At 66.8% G+C, this 17,982-nt stretch carries 14 protein-coding genes; 6 read left to right on the top strand and 8 right to left on the bottom strand.

Features of this window, described 5'->3' with window-relative positions; genetic code table 11:
- Positions 1-264: 264 nt before the first annotated feature.
- On the top strand, positions 265-1,173 hold the full coding sequence (locus IB273_RS01435; RefSeq protein ID WP_151186629.1) for an MBL fold metallo-hydrolase: 909 nt from the start codon (positions 265-267) through the stop codon (positions 1,171-1,173).
- On the opposite strand, the gene IB273_RS01430 is transcribed toward IB273_RS01435, so the two are convergent.
- Positions 1,167-2,060, bottom strand: a complete 894-nt coding sequence (locus IB273_RS01430) for a LysR substrate-binding domain-containing protein (RefSeq protein WP_151186628.1) — start codon at positions 2,058-2,060, stop codon at positions 1,167-1,169. The two genes, IB273_RS01435 and IB273_RS01430, sit on opposite strands and share 7 nt — an antisense overlap.
- Before the next feature lie 379 nt (positions 2,061-2,439).
- Here IB273_RS01430 and IB273_RS01425 point away from each other — a divergent pair, with 379 nt between their 5' ends.
- Positions 2,440-3,987: a nucleobase:cation symporter-2 family protein gene (locus tag IB273_RS01425; RefSeq protein WP_192223019.1), complete on the top strand. Its 1,548-nt coding sequence runs from the start codon at positions 2,440-2,442 to the stop codon at positions 3,985-3,987.
- 70 nt (positions 3,988-4,057) lie between these two features.
- Here IB273_RS01425 and IB273_RS01420 read toward each other — a convergent pair whose 3' ends face one another.
- Positions 4,058-4,984: a hypothetical protein gene (locus IB273_RS01420; RefSeq protein WP_192223018.1), complete on the bottom strand. Its 927-nt coding sequence runs from the start codon at positions 4,982-4,984 to the stop codon at positions 4,058-4,060.
- 192 nt (positions 4,985-5,176) lie between these two features.
- Positions 5,177-6,055, bottom strand: coding sequence for a putrescine utilization regulator PtrR (ptrR, locus tag IB273_RS01415; protein ID WP_081516626.1), 879 nt, complete (start codon positions 6,053-6,055; stop codon positions 5,177-5,179).
- Positions 6,056-6,199: 144 nt separating this feature from the next.
- On the opposite strand from ptrR, the gene IB273_RS01410 reads away from it, so the two are divergent.
- Positions 6,200-7,585, top strand: coding sequence for an NAD-dependent succinate-semialdehyde dehydrogenase (locus IB273_RS01410; RefSeq protein WP_192223017.1), 1,386 nt, complete (start codon positions 6,200-6,202; stop codon positions 7,583-7,585).
- A 79-nt stretch (positions 7,586-7,664) separates the two neighbouring features.
- Here IB273_RS01410 and IB273_RS01405 read toward each other — a convergent pair whose 3' ends face one another.
- The 5 genes from IB273_RS01405 to IB273_RS01385 all read right to left on the bottom strand — a co-directional run bounded on the left by IB273_RS01405 (position 7,665) and on the right by IB273_RS01385 (position 14,271).
- Complete coding sequence (locus IB273_RS01405; protein WP_192223016.1) at positions 7,665-8,192, bottom strand: DUF3828 domain-containing protein; 528 nt, start codon at positions 8,190-8,192, stop codon at positions 7,665-7,667.
- Positions 8,193-8,489: 297 nt separating this feature from the next.
- Entirely contained in the window at positions 8,490-9,806 is a 1,317-nt protein-coding gene (locus IB273_RS01400) for an NAD(P)/FAD-dependent oxidoreductase (RefSeq protein ID WP_192223015.1), read from the bottom strand.
- Positions 9,807-9,984: 178 nt separating this feature from the next.
- Positions 9,985-10,656: a S8 family serine peptidase gene (locus IB273_RS01395; protein ID WP_192223014.1), complete on the bottom strand. Its 672-nt coding sequence runs from the start codon at positions 10,654-10,656 to the stop codon at positions 9,985-9,987.
- Positions 10,646-12,373: an ABC transporter ATP-binding protein gene (locus IB273_RS01390; protein ID WP_192223013.1), complete on the bottom strand. Its 1,728-nt coding sequence runs from the start codon at positions 12,371-12,373 to the stop codon at positions 10,646-10,648. Before IB273_RS01390 ends, IB273_RS01395 begins: the two co-directional genes overlap by 11 nt.
- A complete protein-coding gene (locus IB273_RS01385; protein WP_192223012.1) occupies positions 12,373-14,271 on the bottom strand; it encodes a sigma-54-dependent Fis family transcriptional regulator in 1,899 nt (632 codons plus the stop codon). The genes IB273_RS01390 and IB273_RS01385 overlap by 1 nt, the downstream gene beginning before the upstream one ends.
- Positions 14,272-14,521: 250 nt before the next feature.
- On the opposite strand from IB273_RS01385, the gene IB273_RS01380 reads away from it, so the two are divergent.
- The 3 genes from IB273_RS01380 to IB273_RS01370 all read left to right on the top strand — a co-directional run bounded on the left by IB273_RS01380 (position 14,522) and on the right by IB273_RS01370 (position 17,980).
- Positions 14,522-14,926: a MerR family transcriptional regulator gene (locus IB273_RS01380; protein WP_081516619.1), complete on the top strand. Its 405-nt coding sequence runs from the start codon at positions 14,522-14,524 to the stop codon at positions 14,924-14,926.
- 168 nt (positions 14,927-15,094) lie between these two features.
- Positions 15,095-16,258, top strand: coding sequence for an isovaleryl-CoA dehydrogenase (locus IB273_RS01375; protein WP_024765596.1), 1,164 nt, complete (start codon positions 15,095-15,097; stop codon positions 16,256-16,258).
- A 114-nt stretch (positions 16,259-16,372) separates the two neighbouring features.
- Positions 16,373-17,980, top strand: coding sequence for a carboxyl transferase domain-containing protein (locus IB273_RS01370; RefSeq protein ID WP_192223011.1), 1,608 nt, complete (start codon positions 16,373-16,375; stop codon positions 17,978-17,980).
- The last annotated feature ends 2 nt before the right edge of the window (positions 17,981-17,982 follow it).

Genomic DNA, 17,982 nt, shown 5'->3' with positions numbered 1-17,982 from the left:
GTCATCGGGGGTTGTATCCCGGTGATGGCTCTCCGAAAGTCATAGTTGAATGGTCGGATATGACAAGGCAGCCGATCGGCTGCCGCTTCGCTTTCCCGCCCCCCCGCTCTGGCAGGCGATACGGACCATGCCGGCGGATGCTTTAGCCGGACGCCAGCCTGAGGCTTTAGAAATCGTGCATTGAAGTACACCCTCGCCAGCGGTGAGATGGGCCGGCGGACAACCCGCCACCCCCGACAACAACGAGAAAGAGGTTCGCGCCCCATGCGCACGCTGATCAAAGCCCTGGCCCTGGCTTCCACCACACTCCTCGGCGCGCCCTTCGCCACGACCGCCGCCGAAGCCCCCAAGGCTGAAAAGCCGGCCTTCGTGGTACACAAGCTGACGGACTTCCTCTACGCCATCGGCGAGCCGAACTACTACCAGAAGAATTATTCGTACCTGCTGGTGGGGGCGAACCAGGCGCTGATGTTCGACTCCGGCGCCAACCAGAAGGAAGACATCACCCAGGTCGCCCGCCAGATCACCGACAAGCCGCTGTCGGTGCTACCTTCGCACCTGCACTTCGACCACCTGGGCGGGCTGCACAACTTCCAGAGCATCTACCTGGTGGATACGCCCTTCACGGCGAAATTCCGCCGTGCCGACGGCCTCTACCAGGTGCCCGAGCCGGTCTACCTGGGCAACATCGACCACATGACCCTAGCGCCCTTCAAGGTCTCGCGACTGGTGAAGCCCGACGAGGTGATCGACCTGGGCGGTCTCAAGCTGCGCCTGCTGAGCATGCCCGGCCACACCCCGGACGAAGTGGCGCTGCTCGATGAGGCGCACAACATCCTGCTCTCCGGTGACCACCTCTATCCGTCCTGGCTGCTGGCCGGGAATCTCAAGGACTACGTCGCCTCGCTGGACGCTACGCTGAAGGTGATCAACCCGCAGACCACTCTCTACGGCGCCCACGCCGACGAGGACCCGAGCAAGGTACCGGCCATGACCTACGCCGACGTGGTGGCGGTGCGCGACAAGATGCAGCAGATCCAGGCCGGCCGCGCCAAGGGCGAAGCCTTCAGCGACCCGGAGCTGATCAGGAGCTCGGAGCTGTACAAGGTGGAGAAGGACATCAGCATCCTCACCGATATCCAGTTCACCGATGGACGCGGTTACGGCTACTGAGCCGGCTCGCTGATCGACAGCAACCACTCGATGAACGCCCGGACCTCCGGGCGTTCGCGTTTCGCCTCAGGGCAGACCACGTAGTAGTTGTGCACCGCCGCCACCGAGATCGGCAGCGGGCGCACCAGCCGGCCTTCGTCGAGGTCGCGCTGTGACACCGTCTCATCGCTGAGCGCCACGCCGAAACCATCGCGCGCGGCCTGCAGGACCATGCCGAAGTCTTCGAAATGGATGTCCTCGGCACCACCCCGACTGTATCCAGCCTCGGCCAGCCATTGCTGCCACTGGCTGCCGTCATCCTCATGCAGCAACCGGTGCCGCGCCAGATCGGCGGCCTCGACGATGGCCAGCGGCCCGCGCAGGTATTGCGGGCTGCACACCGGCGTCATGCGGATGCCATGCAGCAGGCGCCACCAGACACCCGGCCACGGCGGTGTGCCGTAGATCACCGCCACGTCGGCGCGGCGCCAGTCCACCTGCGGCATGCCCGGCGCGGTGATCACGCTGACCCGCACCGAGCGCGACTCCTCCATGAAGCGCAGCAGCGGCCGGGTCAGCCACTCCACGCCTTCGGCCGGCGGGATCGACAGGCAGATGTCCACCCGGTCCTCTTCCAGCCGGACTCCCGCCTGCAACGCCTGGACCGCCTCGGTGATCTCGCCCATGGCACTGGCCACGCGCTTCTGCAGCTCGCGGCCGCTGTCGGTCAGCACCAACTGACGGCCTCGTTTCTCGAACAGCTCCACGCCCAGGCTGGCCTGCAGCGCCTTGACCTGCTGGCTGACCGCGCCCGTGGTGACGTGCAGCTCGACAGCAGCCGCGGCCAGGCTGCCCAGGCGGGCCACGCTTTCGAACACCCTGAAACTGTGCAGCGGTGGGAGGGCCATCTCTTTTCGAAATCCAACGAAAACCAAGGCGGACGGTTATAGCAGGAGCAGCCTTCGCCGGGGAGGACGGCGAGCACGGCACATCACTGGCCCGCAATTTGCGATGACCTGTGTACAGGTGGCCGGCAAGAGTCTTTCAGAGCTTTGCATGCAGCCAAGTGGTGCTTTTGGATTCAAACATGCACACATTTCGTGCAACGCACTCCGGGTCAGGAATTCATGCAGAAAGCCGATTGCAGAGCCATCCACCCCGATAAAACACATAACCGACCGGTCAGATTCCGGACCATCGGCCGAAAACATGTATACAAAACAGTGGATATTCACCACGGACTTTGTCTACAGTGGCCCCACAACAAAAACAAGCGAGTCCTCAGCCATGAATGATCGTTCAGCTGTAGCGTCCGCCGGAGCACGCCCGGAAGACGAGAACCTCGGAATCGGCGCCAACCTGGCGTACGGCCTGCAACACGTTCTGACCATGTACGGCGGTATCGTCGCCGTGCCCCTGATCCTCGGCCAGGCGGCCGGGCTCTCCCCCAGCGAGATCGGCCTGCTGATCGCTGCCTCTCTCTTCGCCGGTGGCCTCGCCACCTTGCTGCAGACCCTCGGTCTTCCCTTCTTCGGCTCGCAGATGCCACTGGTGCAGGGCGTTTCCTTCGCCGGTGTCGCCACCATGATCGCCATCCTCGGCGGGGGCTACGAGGGCGGTGGCATGCCCGCTGTCCTGGGTGCCGTCATGGCAGCCTCCTTCATCGGCTTCCTAATCACGCCGGTGTTCTCGCGCATCACCAAGTTCTTCCCGCCGATGGTCACCGGCATCGTCATCACCACCATCGGCCTGACGTTGATGCCGGTAGCGGCGCGCTGGGCCATGGGCGGCAACCCCAAGGCGCCGGACTTCGGCAGCATGGCCAACATCGGCCTGGCTGCCCTCACCCTGGTGTTCGTCCTGCTGCTGAGCAAGCTGGGCAACGCATCCATCTCGCGCCTGTCGATCCTGCTGGCCATGGTGATCGGCACCGTCGTCGCCGCCGCCCTGGGCATGACCGACTTCTCCCGCGTGGCCGAAGGCCCGATGGTGGCCTTCCCGGCGATCTTCCACTTCGGCCTGCCGACCTTCCACATCGCCGCCATCATCTCGATGCTGATCGTGATCATGGTGACCCTGGTGGAAACCTCGGCGGACATTCTCGCCGTCGGTGAGATCATCTGCACCAAGGTCGACTCCAAGCGTCTGGGCAATGGTCTGCGCGCCGACATGGCGTCGAGCATCCTGGCGCCGATCTTCGGCTCCTTCACCCAGAGCGCCTTCGCCCAGAACGTCGGCCTGGTGGCCGTGACGGGCGTGAAGAGCCGCTACGTGGTCGCCACCGGCGGCCTGATCCTGGTGACCCTCGGCCTGCTGCCGGTAATGGGCCGGGTGATCGCCGCAGTGCCCTCCTCCGTGCTCGGCGGCGCCGGCGTGGTGCTGTTCGGCACCGTGGCGGCCAGCGGTATCCGCACCCTGTCCAAGGTGGACTACCGCAACAACATGAACCTGATCATCGTCGCCACCTCCATCGGCTTCGGCATGATCCCGATCGCCGCGCCCAGCTTCTACGAGCACTTCCCCAGCTGGTTCGCCACCATCTTCCACTCGGGCATCAGCTCGGCGGCGATCATGGCCATCGGTCTCAACCTGCTGTTCAACCACCTCAAGACCGGCAACTCCAACCAGCAGTCGGTGTTCGTGGCCGCCGAGGAGCGCACCCTGCGCTACCGCGACATCGCCGCGCTGAACGAGGGTGACTACTTCCAGAACGGCAAGCTGTACGACGCCGAAGGCAACGAGGTCCAGGTGGTCGGTGACGATCACGACCACGACGAGCACCACGCGCCAACCGCCAGAACGGTGAAGCGCGAAACGGTGAACAGCAGCGCCTGACGCTCAGTCAGATGCCCATGAAAAAGGCCCCTTCCGGGGCCTTTTTCGTTCTTGCCAGCCAAGGGCAGCTTCAGTGCAGCGCCACCGCAGAGTCTTCTTCGGCTGAAGCCACCACCATCGCCACCGGACCAGCGTGCGGCGGCTCTGATTCCGCTTCGGCCTGCGGCGGCGCGCTCACTTCCAGCATCAGCGACGCAGAAGGACCACCTCCTGGCGGCGGGTTGACCACCACCACGGCCAGGCTGCCGCCAACGGCGACATCCTCGGGCAACAGCTGGAAGGCCAGGCGCGAACTGTCGGCCAGCGACGTTTCGCGCTCCTTTCCATTCACCTGCACCCGCGCGCCACGGCTGAAACCCTTGCCACGCAGGGTGACGTAGAGCGACTGGGCATCGAGGACCGGCGGCTGTGCTTCGGTGATAACGGCGAGGGGGTTTTCCAGCGGGTCCTTGCGCCGCGCGTCACCGGCCGGATGGCGGGTGCGAAATAGCGCATCAAGGAGGACGGCGAACTTGTCGGTACCCTGCTTGGACGCCATCCCCACCAGAGCGGCCATGGCCATCAGCCCATAGAGATTGACGCTGGCCGGTTCGCTGGCGCCGCTCACCGTGAGCACCACCGCGCGCACGATCAGGTAGAGCATCAGCGCCAGCGCCATGCCGATGCAGGGCTTGAGCAGGTACCACCAGATCCAGCTGGCCATGAAGCGGTCGTTGCCGACGAAGTCGCCGAAGGACTTCGCGACATGGACGAAACTGCCCAGCGCGCCTGCGACCATGACCATCACCAGCAGCCGCGCGTCCGGGCCAGGACACCAGCCGACCAGGCATTGCACGCCGGGGTCGCCCACTGCGCCGGCGCGAGGAAACTGCGGGTAGGACTGCGGCCACAGGCCGACCAGGGCGACCGCGAGAGCCAGGGCGAGGAGCATCAGCCCCGCCCCCATCAGGGTGATCTGCAGGGTATTGGCGCGTCGTCTCTTGCTGCGTGTCTCCATCATGCGCTCCGGGCAGAAGGTCAGCGGGAAAAACGCCCTGCCGCGAAGGGTGTTTCCCGCCTTCGCACGACGAACAGAGAAACTCACGTTAGCGCAGCGCCAAGCCGCTGCAAGAGGCCCTGGTGAATTTTTAACCGCTGTCTCGACGGCGTTACGTAACGCTGGCGAAACGGCGCGCGCGAAGGCCCGCGCTCAGGCCACTTCAGCCTCGGACAGGGGCGCATCCAGTAGTCCGATAAATGCCCGCAGCGCCGGCGTATCGGTACCGCGCCGCCAGAACAGCCAGGTCGTCGCGTCGGCATGCTGCGGCGCCAGCCGATGGATCGCCACGTTGCGCCCGCCAGCCAGGCTTTCGAACATCGCCCGCGGGATGATCGCCACGCCGCCGCCCGCCGCGATGCAGGCGAGCATGCCGTGGTAGGACTCCATCTCCATGATCTTGCCCGGCACCACGCGGTGCTCGGCGAACCAGCCTTCCAGGCGCTTGCGGTAGGAGCAGGTGTCGCGGAAGGCGAACACCGTCTCCCCCGCCACGTCCCGCGCGTCATGCACCGGTGCATGGTGCTTGGCACTCATCAGCACCAGCTCCTCGCGGTACACCGGCTTGCCGTCCAGTTGCGGATGGTTGGCCGGGCCATCGGCAAAGGCGGCGATGAAACGGCCGGAGAGCACGCCGTCGATCATCTCGCCCGAGGGGCCGGTAGACAGGTCCAGCTGCACCTTCGGGCACTGCTGGTGATAGCGCGCCAGCATCTCGGGAATGCGCACCGCCGCCGTGCTCTCCATCGAACCCAGGGAGAAGCCGCCATGGGGCTCGGCGCCCACCGCCACCTGCCGGGCCTCTTCCACCAGATCGAGGATGCGCTCGGCATATTCGAGGAAGCTGCGGCCGGTAGGCGACAGACGGAGGCGCAGTTTCTCGCGGATGAACAGCTCGGTGCCCAGCTCCGCTTCCAGCTGTTTGATCCGCGTGGTGAGGTTCGACGGCACGCGATGTAGACGGGCCGCAGCGGCAGTGATGCTGCCCTCGTTGGCGACGGCGCGGACGATTTCCAGCTGGGTGAGGTCCATGATTCTCTCCGAGAGAAAGAGTCTTTCTTGATTATTCATTTTACATGAATGGTTGCGCATCTTAATTTCTGCGCCATCCCGGAGCCATCCCGCCCGGACGAACGACCGGCCTTGCGCCTCCCCATAGAACAAGCAGGACTCACCATGAACCAGATCGCCGCCATCCCCGCTGCCATCTCCCGCAGCCCCGCCACCGGCCAGGAACTGGCCCGCTACACCTTCGAAGATACCGCCCAGCTGGAGACCTCGCTGGCCCGCACCGATGCCGCGTTCCGCCAATGGCGCGACACCAGCATCGCCGAACGTGTCGCCGTGCTGCGCAAGATGGCCGAAGTCCTGCGCGCCAACGTCGAGCCGATGGCCCGCATGGAAGCCCAGGAAATGGGCATGCCGGTCACCCAGGCCCGTGGCGAGATCAACAAGTGCGCCAACCTCTGCGAGTGGTACGCCGACAACGGCCCGGCCATGCTCGAAGACGAGAAGACCAGCATCGAAGGCGCGTACATCTCCTACCTGCCGCTGGGCCCGGTGCTGGCCGTGATGCCGTGGAACTTCCCCACCTGGCAGGTCATGCGTGGCGCGGTGAGCATCATCCTGGGCGGCAACACCTACGTCCTCAAGCACGCGCCGAACGTCATGGGCTGCGCCTATCAGCTGCGCGACGCGTGGCTGCAGGCCGGCCTGCCCGAAGGCGTGTTCGAGGTGCTGAACGTCGAGCCGCCGCTGGTCTCCAAGGCCATCGCCGATGACCGCATCGCCTCCATCGCCGTGACCGGCAGTGTCGGCGCGGGCGCCGCCATCGCCTCCCAGGCCGGTGCCGCGCTGAAGAAGTGCGTGCTGGAGCTGGGCGGTTCCGACGCCTTCATCGTGCTCGCCGACGCCGACCTCGATGCCGCCGTGAAAGCCGCCGTCGCCAGCCGCTTCGGCAACTGCGGCCAGGTGTGCATCGCCGCCAAGCGCATGATCCTCGAAGAATCCATCGCCCCGGCCTTCACCGAGAAACTGCTGGCCGCCGTCAAGGCGCTGAAGATCGGCGACCCGCTGGCGGACGACACCTTCGTCGGCCCGATGGCCCGCTTCGACCTGCGTGACGAACTGGACGGCCAGGTACAGCAGGCCATCGCCGATGGCGCCACCCTGCTGCTGGGCGGCCACAAGCTCGACGGCGAAGGCAACTACTACGCACCGACCGTGCTGGCCGACGTAAAGCCGGGCAACACCGCGTTCAAGAAGGAAATCTTCGGCCCCGTCGCTTCGCTGATCGTCGCCCGAGACCCCGAGCACGCCCTGGAGCTGGCCAACGACAGCGAGTTCGGCCTCTCCGGCGCGATCTGGAGTGCCGACAAGGCCAAGGCCCAGCACATGGCCCGTCGCCTGGTCAGCGGCGGCGTGTTCATCAACGGCTTCTCCGCCTCCGATCCCCGCGTACCGATCGGCGGCGTGAAGAAGAGCGGCTTCGGTCGCGAGCTGTCGCACTTCGGCCTGCGCGAGTTCACCAACCCGCAGACCGTGTGGATCGACCGCAAGTAAGTCGCCCCACAAGAAAGGCCCCTTCGAGGGGCCTTTTTTATTCCGCGTCACAACGCCCACACCGCTCCAACAATGTACGTCAGGGCTTGCTCGCGTCCTTCTTCAGCTGCAGCAGTTCCAGGGTGCTATGCCGCAGGTTCTCGGCCAGGCTGCCCTGCTCGTTGAAGCAGTCTTCGACAAGCCAGCCGCCAGCCGTGCGATGCAGCAACAGGCCGAGATCGCGATCCTCCCCCGTCAGGGCATCCTTGAGCACTACCCGCGCCTTGATGCGCTCGTCGTCCACCGGAGTGAACGCCAGCGACTTCACCTTGATATCGCCCCAGTCCTGGCAATCACACAAAGGGTCGCCACCGAGGTAGCCCAACTCGCCATCGGCGGCGTCCTGGTCAGCCTTCATCAGTGCGATCAGCGAGGCATCGTAGACGTCCTCTTCCTTCAATGTCGGGTTCGGCACGCCCGGGCCGTCCGGCGTATAGCTGGCGTACAGCCGGCGCAGGAAGCGTTCGGCGCTGGCGCTATCGGTCGCCGACGTCGAGGCCGCGAGCGAAGTATCGAAGAGCGTCAGCAGGATCAGCGACAGGGCGAAAGCGGATCGCAGGAAGGCCATGGGATTCTCCATCGGTCAGCCGGGCATCATCGCCCGACGCGGCCTCGAAATTCCGTGAAGTGGTTAAAGCTGTGGCTGATCGCCTCGGGACAACCGCCAGCCCTACCGCCCAGGTCCCCGAATGGCACCTGAGTAGGATGGGTGGAGCTTGCGATACCCATCGAGCGGCCCCTCCCAGGAATTGATGGGTATCGCTTCGCTCCACGCCATCCTGCGAAGAGCCCTCACGCGAACGTACAGCGGACCATAGGGCGCATAACGCCAGCGGCGTTATCCGCCATGACGGGGGCTGCGCAATCAGGATCGCGGACGATATCCCTGGGACAGCAGCCAGCCCTGGAAGGCCCGGCGGCGCTCCGGCGGCAGGTCTGCCAGCACCTGGGCCTCGGGCTCCGCGCGCAACCGCCGCAGCCAGGGCGCCAGCTCCAGCCCGTCGAGGTGCCAGATGCCCAGCGGCTGATCGGCGCTGACCACCACTTCCGCCTCGTCGACGAACTCACCCTTCAACACGGGAGCGCGCTCGATACGCAGGCTGGCGAAGTCCGCCGACATGTGGCTCGGCTGCTCGTCGGGCCAGGCGCGGCGCGCCTGCCAGAACGGCAGATCGGCCCACTGCGTTTCGCTGGCATAGAAGTCGCGGCCGACACGGGCGAAGCGCAGGAACAACTGCTCGACCCGCTGCTGATGGAAGCGCTTGGCCAACTCCGCCCGCTCCGGCGCGCGCAGCAGCGTGTTGATCACCAGCGGCGCCTGCAGGGCCGAGGACAGCGACTGGAAGATGCCATTGCCGGACAGCGGGTCCACGGCCATCGCCGCATCGCCCACGCGAATCCAGTGGTCGCCACAGGCTTCCAGGCAGAGGATCGCCGTGCTGCTGCGGGCGTGCAGGTCCAGCTCGTGCTCGGCGGCATCGCCGAAGAACTGTCGGACCAGCGTCGACGCGGCGCGGCGCTCGCGGCAGTAGTCCAGCAACTGCTCGCGGGGCGGCAGTTGGCTGCAGGCGACATCCAGGGTGAGCTGCCAGTAGCAGCGCCCGTCCTCCAGCCGCGCCATCCATGCCCAGCCATCGGCCAGGCTTTCCACCGCCGTCGCCAGCGGACCGGGCGCGCCCTGCCAGCGATTGAGCAGGCTGAGGGTTTCCGGGCCGCGCCGGGCCTTGTTGCCCTTCTGGTTCAGCGGCGCCTGCCGGCCGCGGGCCTCGACCAGAAAGGCGCCCTGCACTTCGCGGCCGCCTTCGAGCTTTACCCGCCAGCCGGGGGCTTCTTCCGCCACGGCCAGCACCTGGGCTTCGATCAGTTCGACGCCGGCCTGCTTCAGGTCCTCGCGCAGCCCGGCATCGAAGCGCGGGCGGTCGAGGACGCATTCGATGTTCTGCGCGCTTGCCACGCCGTTCCAGTGCACGCGCCGTTGCGACGGCGGCGCGGCGCACGCCAGTGCGCGCTGCAGGCCGGAATTGCGCAGACCTTCCAGCACGCGCTGGGACACACCTTCCACCGCAGCGAAGCGACGCCATTCACTGATCACGGTGACGGGGTGTCCGAGGCGGCGCAGGCCGAGGGCGACCGCCGCTCCGGCAGGACCGGCGCCGAGGATCAGGATGGGGAGATCAGTCATGCTCCGGATGCCCTCACCCTAACCCTCTCCCAGAGGGAGAGGGGACTGTTCGGTGCTTTTGGAGGTTTCTGCGCACGCCGATAGCAATGGACAAACGCCAGAGATGAGCCCCTACGGAGGACGGCCCCCTCTCCCTCCGGGAGAGGGCTGGGGTGAGGGGGACGGACTCGACCTCCACTCACAACCCCACCCTCCGCTCAATCCCCCGAAAAGCCGCCCGCGCCCGCATCAGCTCGACGAGCTGAACATTCGACAGCTCCGGCCGCTCCGCCAGCAGCGCCGCCAGATGCCCAGCGAATGCCGCGCATCCCAGGCTCGCACCGGAGCGCCCGCCCACCTTCACCGCCGCACCGAAATCGGCCTGCGGGCTGTCCAGCCAGGACCACTCGCCCTCGCCGCAACGGGCATCGCCGGTCACCCGGATCACCCCCGCGTAGCTTGCCGGGAACACCGGCTCGCCCCGCGCCGGGCTGGACGCGCAAACCAGTACGCCAGCCTCGATCAGCTCCGTCACGGCTTCGCGCAGGATCGGCCGGTCCTGGCGCACGCCCAGGCTCAGATTGATCAGCCGCACGCCCTGCTCGCCGAGCCAGTGCAGCGCGGCGGCGATCTGCAGCGGGCTGGTCACGCCACGCTCATCGAAGACCTGGGCGACGGAAAGGCGAGCTTCGGGCGCCTGGGAAAGAATCGCTTCGCAGACGACGCTGCCGTGGCCCAGTGCATCCACCACAGGCTCGCCGTCAGCATGACCGTCATCAGTCAGGAAGAACCGCCGCGAACCGCTGACGCTCGCGGATTGAGCCTCGGCAAAACCACTGTCGACCACTCCAACCCGCAGTTCAGGCCTCATGCTGCTGCACCGCCTGCGCCTCACGCACACGCATCTGCCCATCCTGCAACTCCAGGTGCAGGTCGGCGGCAGCCAGGGTCGAGGTGCGGTGGCTGATCAGCAGCCGCGTGCGCCCGGCGAACAGCCGGTCGATAGCCGCGATCACCTCGCGCTCGGTGCTCTCATCCACTTGCGAAGTGGCTTCGTCGAGCACCAGGATCAACGGGTCCTGCAACAGCGCGCGGGCGATGGCGATGCGTTGCTTCTGGCCGCCGGAAAGCTGCTGACCCCGTTCGCCCAGGGGGCTGTCGAGGCCTTCGGGCAGGCTGGCGATCAGGCTGTCCAGCTGCGCCGCGCGGGCGGCCCTGTCGATGGCCTCGCGGCTCGACTCGGGCGCGCTGTAGGCCAGGTTGTCGGCGAGGCTGCCGCGGAACAGCACGATGTCCTGGCTGACCACCGCCACGCGCCGGCGCAGGGCGTGCAGGTCGAGTTCGCGCAAGTCGATGCCGTCGAGCAGGATGCGCCCCTGGTCGGGGTCGTAGAAGCGTTGCAGCAGATCGATCAGGGTGCTCTTGCCGACCCCGGACGGGCCGCTCAGGGCGACCTTGAGGCCGGCGGGAATCACCGCCTGCACATCCTGTAAAACCGGCTGCACACGGCCAGGCCAGGCGTAGTGCAGATTCTCCAGGCGCAGCTCGCCCACCGCCGGCATCGGTCGCGGCGCGGCGGGCGAAACGATGGTCGCTTCCTCGCCACGCAGCTCCATTACCCGGCCGAGGCTGACGGTCATGCGCTGCAGCGCGACGTACAGGCCGAGCAGGCTCTGCACCGGCCCGATGGCCATGCCCAGGTAGGTGGAAAAAGCGATCAGCGAGCCGAGCTGCCAGGTGCCCTGCACCACCCAGTAACCGCCGACGAGGAAGGCGCAGGCGCGGGACAGGGACATCAGCGTGCCGGGCACCGCCTGGGTGAAGAACTCGGTGAGTTGCAGGCGCAGCAGTTGGCCGAGGTAGCCCTGCCCCAGGCCTTCCAGGCGCCCGGATTCGCGGGATTGCTGGCCGGCGGACTGGATGAATTTCATCGCCGGCAGCGTCTCGACGAAGAACGACGACAGGTCTGCCGAACGCTCGCGCAGGCCCCGCGCCTCGCGCTCCACCTTGCGCCGCATCCAGCGCAGCCAGAGCACGTCCAGCGGAATCAGCAGCGCCACCAGCAGCGAAAGCTTCCATGACAGGGTTAGCAGAAGCACCAGCGCACCGACCAGGCCGATCACGCTGGAGACCGCGGAGAACAGCGAGTCCACGGCGAAGCGCTGGATCTCGGCGACGTCGCCGTCGAGCCGGGACATCAGGTCGCCGATGCGGCGGCGGCCGAAGAAGCTCGGCGAGAGCGTCTGCAGGTGGCGGTACAGCGCATCGCGCAGGGAGAACAGGATGCGTCCGGACAGGCGCGTGTGCAGGTAGCGGTTCAGGCCGGACAACGCCGTGCCGACCAGGCCGACGACGATCATCGCGCCGGCCACCATCACCAGCACCGGGAAATCCTTCGCCAGCAGGCCGTCGTCGATCAGCGTCTTGGTCAGCCAGGGCTGCGCGAGCACCAGGATCGAGGCACAGAACGACAACCCGAGCAGGCCGGCAATGGCGGTCTTGTGCGGCCGCACGAAGCCGTACAGCCAGCGCAGCGAGGCCTTGAGTTGCTGCGGGTCCTCGCTGTCGATAAGGCGGGTGAAGAACATCAGCCCACCTTGAGTTGCTTGAGCTTGCGGTACAGCGTGGCGCGGCTGATACCCAGTGCGTCGGCGGCGGCGGAGACGTTGCCCTGGTGGCGCTCCAGCGCCTGGCGGATCAGTTCCAGTTCGTTCTCGCGGATGCTGCCGCTCTGCGGGCGCTCGCCGGCGGCGAGTTCGTCCAGGGTGCTGTCGGGCAGGTGCTCGAGGCTCAGTTCCTCCTCGCCCTCCTCGCGCATGGCCAGCGCGGTGCGCAGGACCATCTCCAGCTGGCGGATGTTGCCCGGCCAGTGGTACTCGCGCAGCAGGCCGAGCAGCTCGGCGGAGAGCTTGACCTTCGGCGCGCCCAGGCGCGCCAGCAAGCCAGTGGCGAGCTCGGCGAGGTCGTCGCGCTCGCGCAGCGCCGGCAACTTCACGCTGATGCCGTTGACGCGGTAGTAGAGGTCCTCGCGGAAGTGCTTTTCCTCCACCAGGCGCTTGAGGTCGCGGTGGGTCGCACAGATCAGCGCGACGTCGATGTCCTGTTCCTCGCCGGCACCCAGCGGCGCCACCTTGCGCTCCTGCAGCACGCGCAACAGGCGCGCCTGCAGGGCCAGCGGCATGTCGCCGATTTCGTCGAGGAACAGCGTGCCGCCATGGGCCTGCTGCAGCCGGCCGACCATGCCGCCGCGCCGCGAGCCGGTGAAGGCGCCGTCGCGGTAGCCGAACAGCTCGGATTCGATCAGGCCCTCGGGAATCGCCGCGCAGTTCACCGCGACGAAGGGTTTGTCGCTGCGCGCGCTGGCCTGGTGCAGGGCGCGGGCGACCACTTCCTTGCCGCTGCCGGTTTCACCCAGCAGCAGCACCGGTAGTTCGTTGACCAGTCCCTGGCGCGCCATGCGCAGGGCGCGGGCGTAGCGTGGGTGGCTGCCGGCGAGGGCTTCGAGTTCGGGGCCGGCGGCCGGGCGCGGCGCGCGGGCGCTGACCGGCACCGCGTGGCTGCGCAGCGGTGCCTGCAACGTCTTGTAGAACAGCTCGCCCTTGGGCGTCTGCAGGCTGCCGACGCCGCCCTGGTAGAGGCGGCCGAGCAACTGATCGCCGCGCAGGCCGAGGAAATCTTCGCTGCGCCGGCCCACCAGGCTTTCGCGGTGGGCGCCGAGCAACTGGCAGGCCTGGCCGCTGACGGCCAGCACCTTGCCGTCCAGCCCCAGCGCCAGCAAGCCCTGCCAGGCGGAATCGAGGTACTGGCGACGGTAATGAAAGGCGATCACCACCTGCCCCGGATGGCTGACGGCGAACAGCCGCGCCTCGATCTGGAACACCGCGAGGCTGAGCAGCGAGAGGCTTTCGCGCGGGCCGGAGAGTGGCCCCTCACGGGTCATGTCGAGCACGCCGAGCAGCGTGCCCTGCGGCCCCTCGATGGGCACCGAGGTGCAGGAGAAACGGCTCAGGCGATCGAGGAAGTGTTCGCCGCAGTCGATCTGCGTGGCGCGCTTCTCTACCAGCGCGGTGCCCAGGGCGTTGGTGCCGCGCGAGGCTTCGCTCCAGCAGGCGCCCTGGACGATGTCGGCCAGGCCCTTGCTCTGCATGCGCTCGCGGGCGCCTTCGACACAGAGGATGGTGGCGTCGGCGTTGGCCAGGATGATCACGCCGTCGTGGCCCTGGCGCTGTTGCAGGTAGTCGAGTTCGGGGGTGGCGGCGTCGAGCAGCAGGCGGTTGCCGGCCAGCAGCACGTCGGGTTTAACCCGCGTATCGAGGCCGTGCTCGGTGCCGCTGGCGCAGTCCAGGCCATGGCCGACACTGCGCCGCCAGGAGGCGTCGATTTCCTCGCGGAGCACGCCGCTGGGGACTTCGCCTTCCTGTTGCAGGCGTTCACGGGCCAGGTGGGCTTCACGCAGCAGGTCGCTGCTTATTGTTCTTGTAGTCATGCATCGCTCCGGTAGGTTCCGTGCCCCTTTTCAGGGATGTCGGGGCGCGGAACTCGCAGGCTGGTCAGGGCTGTGTACACCCGCAGGCGGCGTCAGTAAAGGGGAAGCCCCAGGTAGGAAAGTCTAGTAGGGAGCAGCAGGCAAATCCCGCGCCACTCCCCCTTCCTACGCCGCCTTCGAGTTGTATTGACACTGACTCAAGGCAGGTTTACGTTAACGTAAAGGTAAACGACCTAGCAAGAGCATTCCCATGGCCACGACCTACACCATCTCCGAGCTTGCCCGCGAACTGGACGTCACCACCCGCGCCATCCGCTTCTACGAGGAGCAGGAAATGCTCAGCCCCGAGCGTCGCGGCCAGGAGCGCGTCTACAGCGCGAAGGACCTGGTGGCACTGAAGCTGATCCTGCGCGGCAAGCGCATCGGCTTCTCGCTGGCCGAGTGCAAGGAGCTGATCGACCTCTACGACCCCAGCAGCGGCAACACCAAGCAGCTGCAGACCTTCCTCGACAAGATCACCGCGCGCCGCGCACAGCTGGAACAGCAGTTGCTCGACATCGAGCAGATGAAACTGGAACTGGACACGGCCGAGGAGCGCTGCCTGGCGGCCATGGCCGAGACCGATAAACCCCGCAAGCAGCGCGTGCCGGTTTAAGACAATCTCCTGGACCTCGCGAGCTAGAGCCAGGCAAGGCGAAAGGCGCCGAGAACGCGGAGTTTACGCTTGTAAATGAGCAGTTCTCGGCGGCTTTCAACGCAGCATGGCCGACGCGCAGCAGGTCCATTCACCCATCAGATTACAAATACAAGTACAGGTGATCCCATGAGCTACCCCTCCCTCAACTTCGGCCTCGGCGAAACCATCGACATGCTGCGCGAGCAGGTGCAGGGCTTCGTCGCCAGCGAACTCGCCCCGCGCGCCGCGCAGATCGACGCCGACAACCTGTTCCCCATGGACATGTGGAAGAAGTTCGGTGACATGGGCCTGCTCGGCATCACCGTCGCTGAGGAGTACGGCGGCGCCAACATGGGTTACCTGGCCCACGTCATCGCCATCGAGGAAATCAGCCGTGGCTCGGCTTCGGTCGGCTTGTCCTACGGCGCGCACTCCAACCTGTGCGTCAACCAGATCAAGCGCAACGGCAACGCCGAGCAGAAGGCCAAGTACCTGCCCAAGCTGATCAGCGGCGAGCACATCGGCGCCCTGGCCATGAGCGAGCCCAACGCCGGCTCCGACGTGGTGTCGATGAAGCTGCGCGCCGAGAAGCGCGGCGACCGCTTCGTCCTCAATGGCAGCAAGACCTGGATCACCAACGGCCCGGACGCCAACACCTACGTCATCTACGCCAAGACCGAGCCGGAGAAAGGCGCCCACGGCATCACCGCGTTCATCGTCGAGCGCGACTGGAAAGGCTTCAGCCGTGGCAGCAAGTTCGACAAGCTGGGCATGCGCGGCTCGAACACCTGCGAGCTGTTCTTCGATGACGTGGAAGTGCCGGAAGAGAACGTACTGGGCGCAGTCAACGGCGGCGTGAAGGTGCTGATGAGCGGCCTGGACTACGAGCGCGTCGTCCTCGCCGGTGGCCCGATCGGCATCATGCAGGCCTGCATGGACGTGATCGTCCCCTACATCCACGACCGCAAGCAGTTCGGCCAGAGCATCGGCGAGTTCCAGCTGATCCAGGGCAAGGTCGCCGACATGTACACCCAGCTCAACGCCAGCCGCGCCTACCTCTATGCCGTGGCCCAGGCCTGCGACCGTGGCGAGACCACCCGCAAGGACGCCGCCGGGGTGATCCTCTACACCGCCGAGCGCGCCACCCAGATGGCCCTGGACGCCATCCAGATCCTGGGCGGCAACGGCTACATCAACGAGTTCCCCACTGGCCGCCTGCTGCGCGACGCCAAGCTCTACGAGATCGGCGCCGGCACCAGCGAAATCCGCCGCATGCTGATCGGCCGCGAGCTGTTCAACGAGACCCGTTAAGCCTAACTCGCCGATTCGTAGGATGGGTGGAGCGAAGCGATACCCATCAGCTTGACCTGCGATGGGTATCGCAGGCTCCACCCATCCTACCTGCCCTTCGCACGTGGAGACGCCATGACCATCCTCGGCACCCAACTCAACACCCGTTCCCCGGAATACGCCGCCAACGCCGCGACCATGCTGGAGAACGTCCAGGACCTGCGCGCCGCCCTCGGCCGCGTCCATGAAGGCGGCGGCGCCGCCGCCCAGGCCAAGCACACCGCGCGCGGCAAGCTGCTGGTGCGCGAACGCATCAACCGCCTGCTCGACGCCGGCTCGCCCTTCCTCGAAGTCTCCGCCCTCGCCGCCCATGACGTGTACGGCGAAGACGTCGCCGCCGCCGGCGTGGTCGCCGGCATCGGCCGCGTGGAAGGCGTGGAATGCATGATCGTCGGCAACGACGCCACGGTGAAAGGCGGCAGCTACTACCCGCTGACCGTGAAGAAGCACCTGCGCGCCCAGACCATCGCCCAGCAGAACCGCCTGCCGTGCATCTACCTGGTGGACTCCGGCGGCGCCAACCTGCCGCGCCAGGACGAAGTCTTCCCCGACCGCGAACACTTCGGCCGCATCTTCTTCAACCAGGCCAACATGAGCGCCCAGGGCATCCCGCAGATCGCCGTGGTGATGGGCTCCTGCACCGCCGGCGGCGCCTACGTGCCGGCCATGAGCGACGAGACCATCATGGTGCGCAACCAGGCCACCATCTTCCTCGCCGGCCCGCCGCTGGTGAAGGCCGCCACCGGTGAAGTGGTGAGCGCCGAGGACCTGGGCGGCGCCGACGTGCACTGCAAGACCTCCGGCGTGGCCGACCATTACGCCGAGGACGACGAGCACGCGCTGGCCATAGCCCGCCGCTGCATCGCCAACCTCAACTGGAGCAAGCAGGGCCAGCTCAACACCCGAGCCCCGCGCGCCCCGCTGTACGCCAGCGACGAGCTGTACGGGGTGATCCCGGTGGACAGCAAGCAGCCCTTCGACGTGCGCGAGATCATCGCCCGCCTGGTCGACGGCAGCGAATTCGACGAGTTCAAGGCGCTGTTCGGCACCACCCTGGTGTGCGGCTTCGCCCACCTGCACGGCTACCCGGTGGCGATCCTCGCCAACAACGGCATCCTCTTCGCCGAGGCCGCGCAGAAAGGCGCGCACTTCATCGAACTGGCCTGCCAGCGCGGCATCCCGCTGGTATTCCTGCAGAACATCACCGGCTTCATGGTCGGCCAGAAGTACGAGGCCGGCGGCATCGCCAAGCACGGCGCCAAGCTGGTCACCGCGGTGGCCTGCGCCCAGGTGCCGAAGTTCACCGTGATCATCGGTGGCAGCTTCGGCGCCGGTAACTACGGCATGTGCGGCCGCGCCTACGACCCGCGCTTCCTGTGGATGTGGCCCAACGCGCGGATCGGCGTGATGGGTGGCGAGCAGGCCGCCGGCGTGCTCGCCCAGGTCAAGCGCGAGCAGGCCGAACGCGCCGGTAACGCGCTGTCGGCCGAGGACGAGGCGAAGATCAAGGCGCCGATCCTCGAACAGTACGAGCGCCAGGGTCACCCCTACTACTCCAGCGCGCGCCTGTGGGATGACGGTGTCATCGACCCGGCGCAGACCCGCGACGTGCTCGGCCTGGCCCTCTCCGCCTCGCTCAACGCGCCTGTCGAAGCCACGCGCTTCGGCGTCTTCCGCATGTAAGG

Source organism: Pseudomonas sp. PDM19 (assembly GCF_014852215.1).
GTDB lineage: Bacteria > Pseudomonadota > Gammaproteobacteria > Pseudomonadales > Pseudomonadaceae > Pseudomonas.
The sequence above is the reverse complement of the archived record's forward strand: the minus strand, read 5'-3'. Positions and strand labels throughout refer to the sequence as shown.

Coding starts and splice junctions, on each gene's coding strand:
- IB273_RS01435 (WP_151186629.1), top strand. CDS start 265: ATGCGCACGCTGATCAAAGCCCTGGCCCTGGCTTCCACCACACTCCTC.
- IB273_RS01430 (WP_151186628.1), bottom strand. CDS start 2,060: ATGGCCCTCCCACCGCTGCACAGTTTCAGGGTGTTCGAAAGCGTGGCC.
- IB273_RS01425 (WP_192223019.1), top strand. CDS start 2,440: ATGAATGATCGTTCAGCTGTAGCGTCCGCCGGAGCACGCCCGGAAGAC.
- IB273_RS01420 (WP_192223018.1), bottom strand. CDS start 4,984: ATGGAGACACGCAGCAAGAGACGACGCGCCAATACCCTGCAGATCACC.
- ptrR (WP_081516626.1), bottom strand. CDS start 6,055: ATGGACCTCACCCAGCTGGAAATCGTCCGCGCCGTCGCCAACGAGGGC.
- IB273_RS01410 (WP_192223017.1), top strand. CDS start 6,200: ATGAACCAGATCGCCGCCATCCCCGCTGCCATCTCCCGCAGCCCCGCC.
- IB273_RS01405 (WP_192223016.1), bottom strand. CDS start 8,192: ATGGCCTTCCTGCGATCCGCTTTCGCCCTGTCGCTGATCCTGCTGACG.
- IB273_RS01400 (WP_192223015.1), bottom strand. CDS start 9,806: ATGACTGATCTCCCCATCCTGATCCTCGGCGCCGGTCCTGCCGGAGCG.
- IB273_RS01395 (WP_192223014.1), bottom strand. CDS start 10,656: ATGAGGCCTGAACTGCGGGTTGGAGTGGTCGACAGTGGTTTTGCCGAG.
- IB273_RS01390 (WP_192223013.1), bottom strand. CDS start 12,373: ATGTTCTTCACCCGCCTTATCGACAGCGAGGACCCGCAGCAACTCAAG.
- IB273_RS01385 (WP_192223012.1), bottom strand. CDS start 14,271: ATGACTACAAGAACAATAAGCAGCGACCTGCTGCGTGAAGCCCACCTG.
- IB273_RS01380 (WP_081516619.1), top strand. CDS start 14,522: ATGGCCACGACCTACACCATCTCCGAGCTTGCCCGCGAACTGGACGTC.
- IB273_RS01375 (WP_024765596.1), top strand. CDS start 15,095: ATGAGCTACCCCTCCCTCAACTTCGGCCTCGGCGAAACCATCGACATG.
- IB273_RS01370 (WP_192223011.1), top strand. CDS start 16,373: ATGACCATCCTCGGCACCCAACTCAACACCCGTTCCCCGGAATACGCC.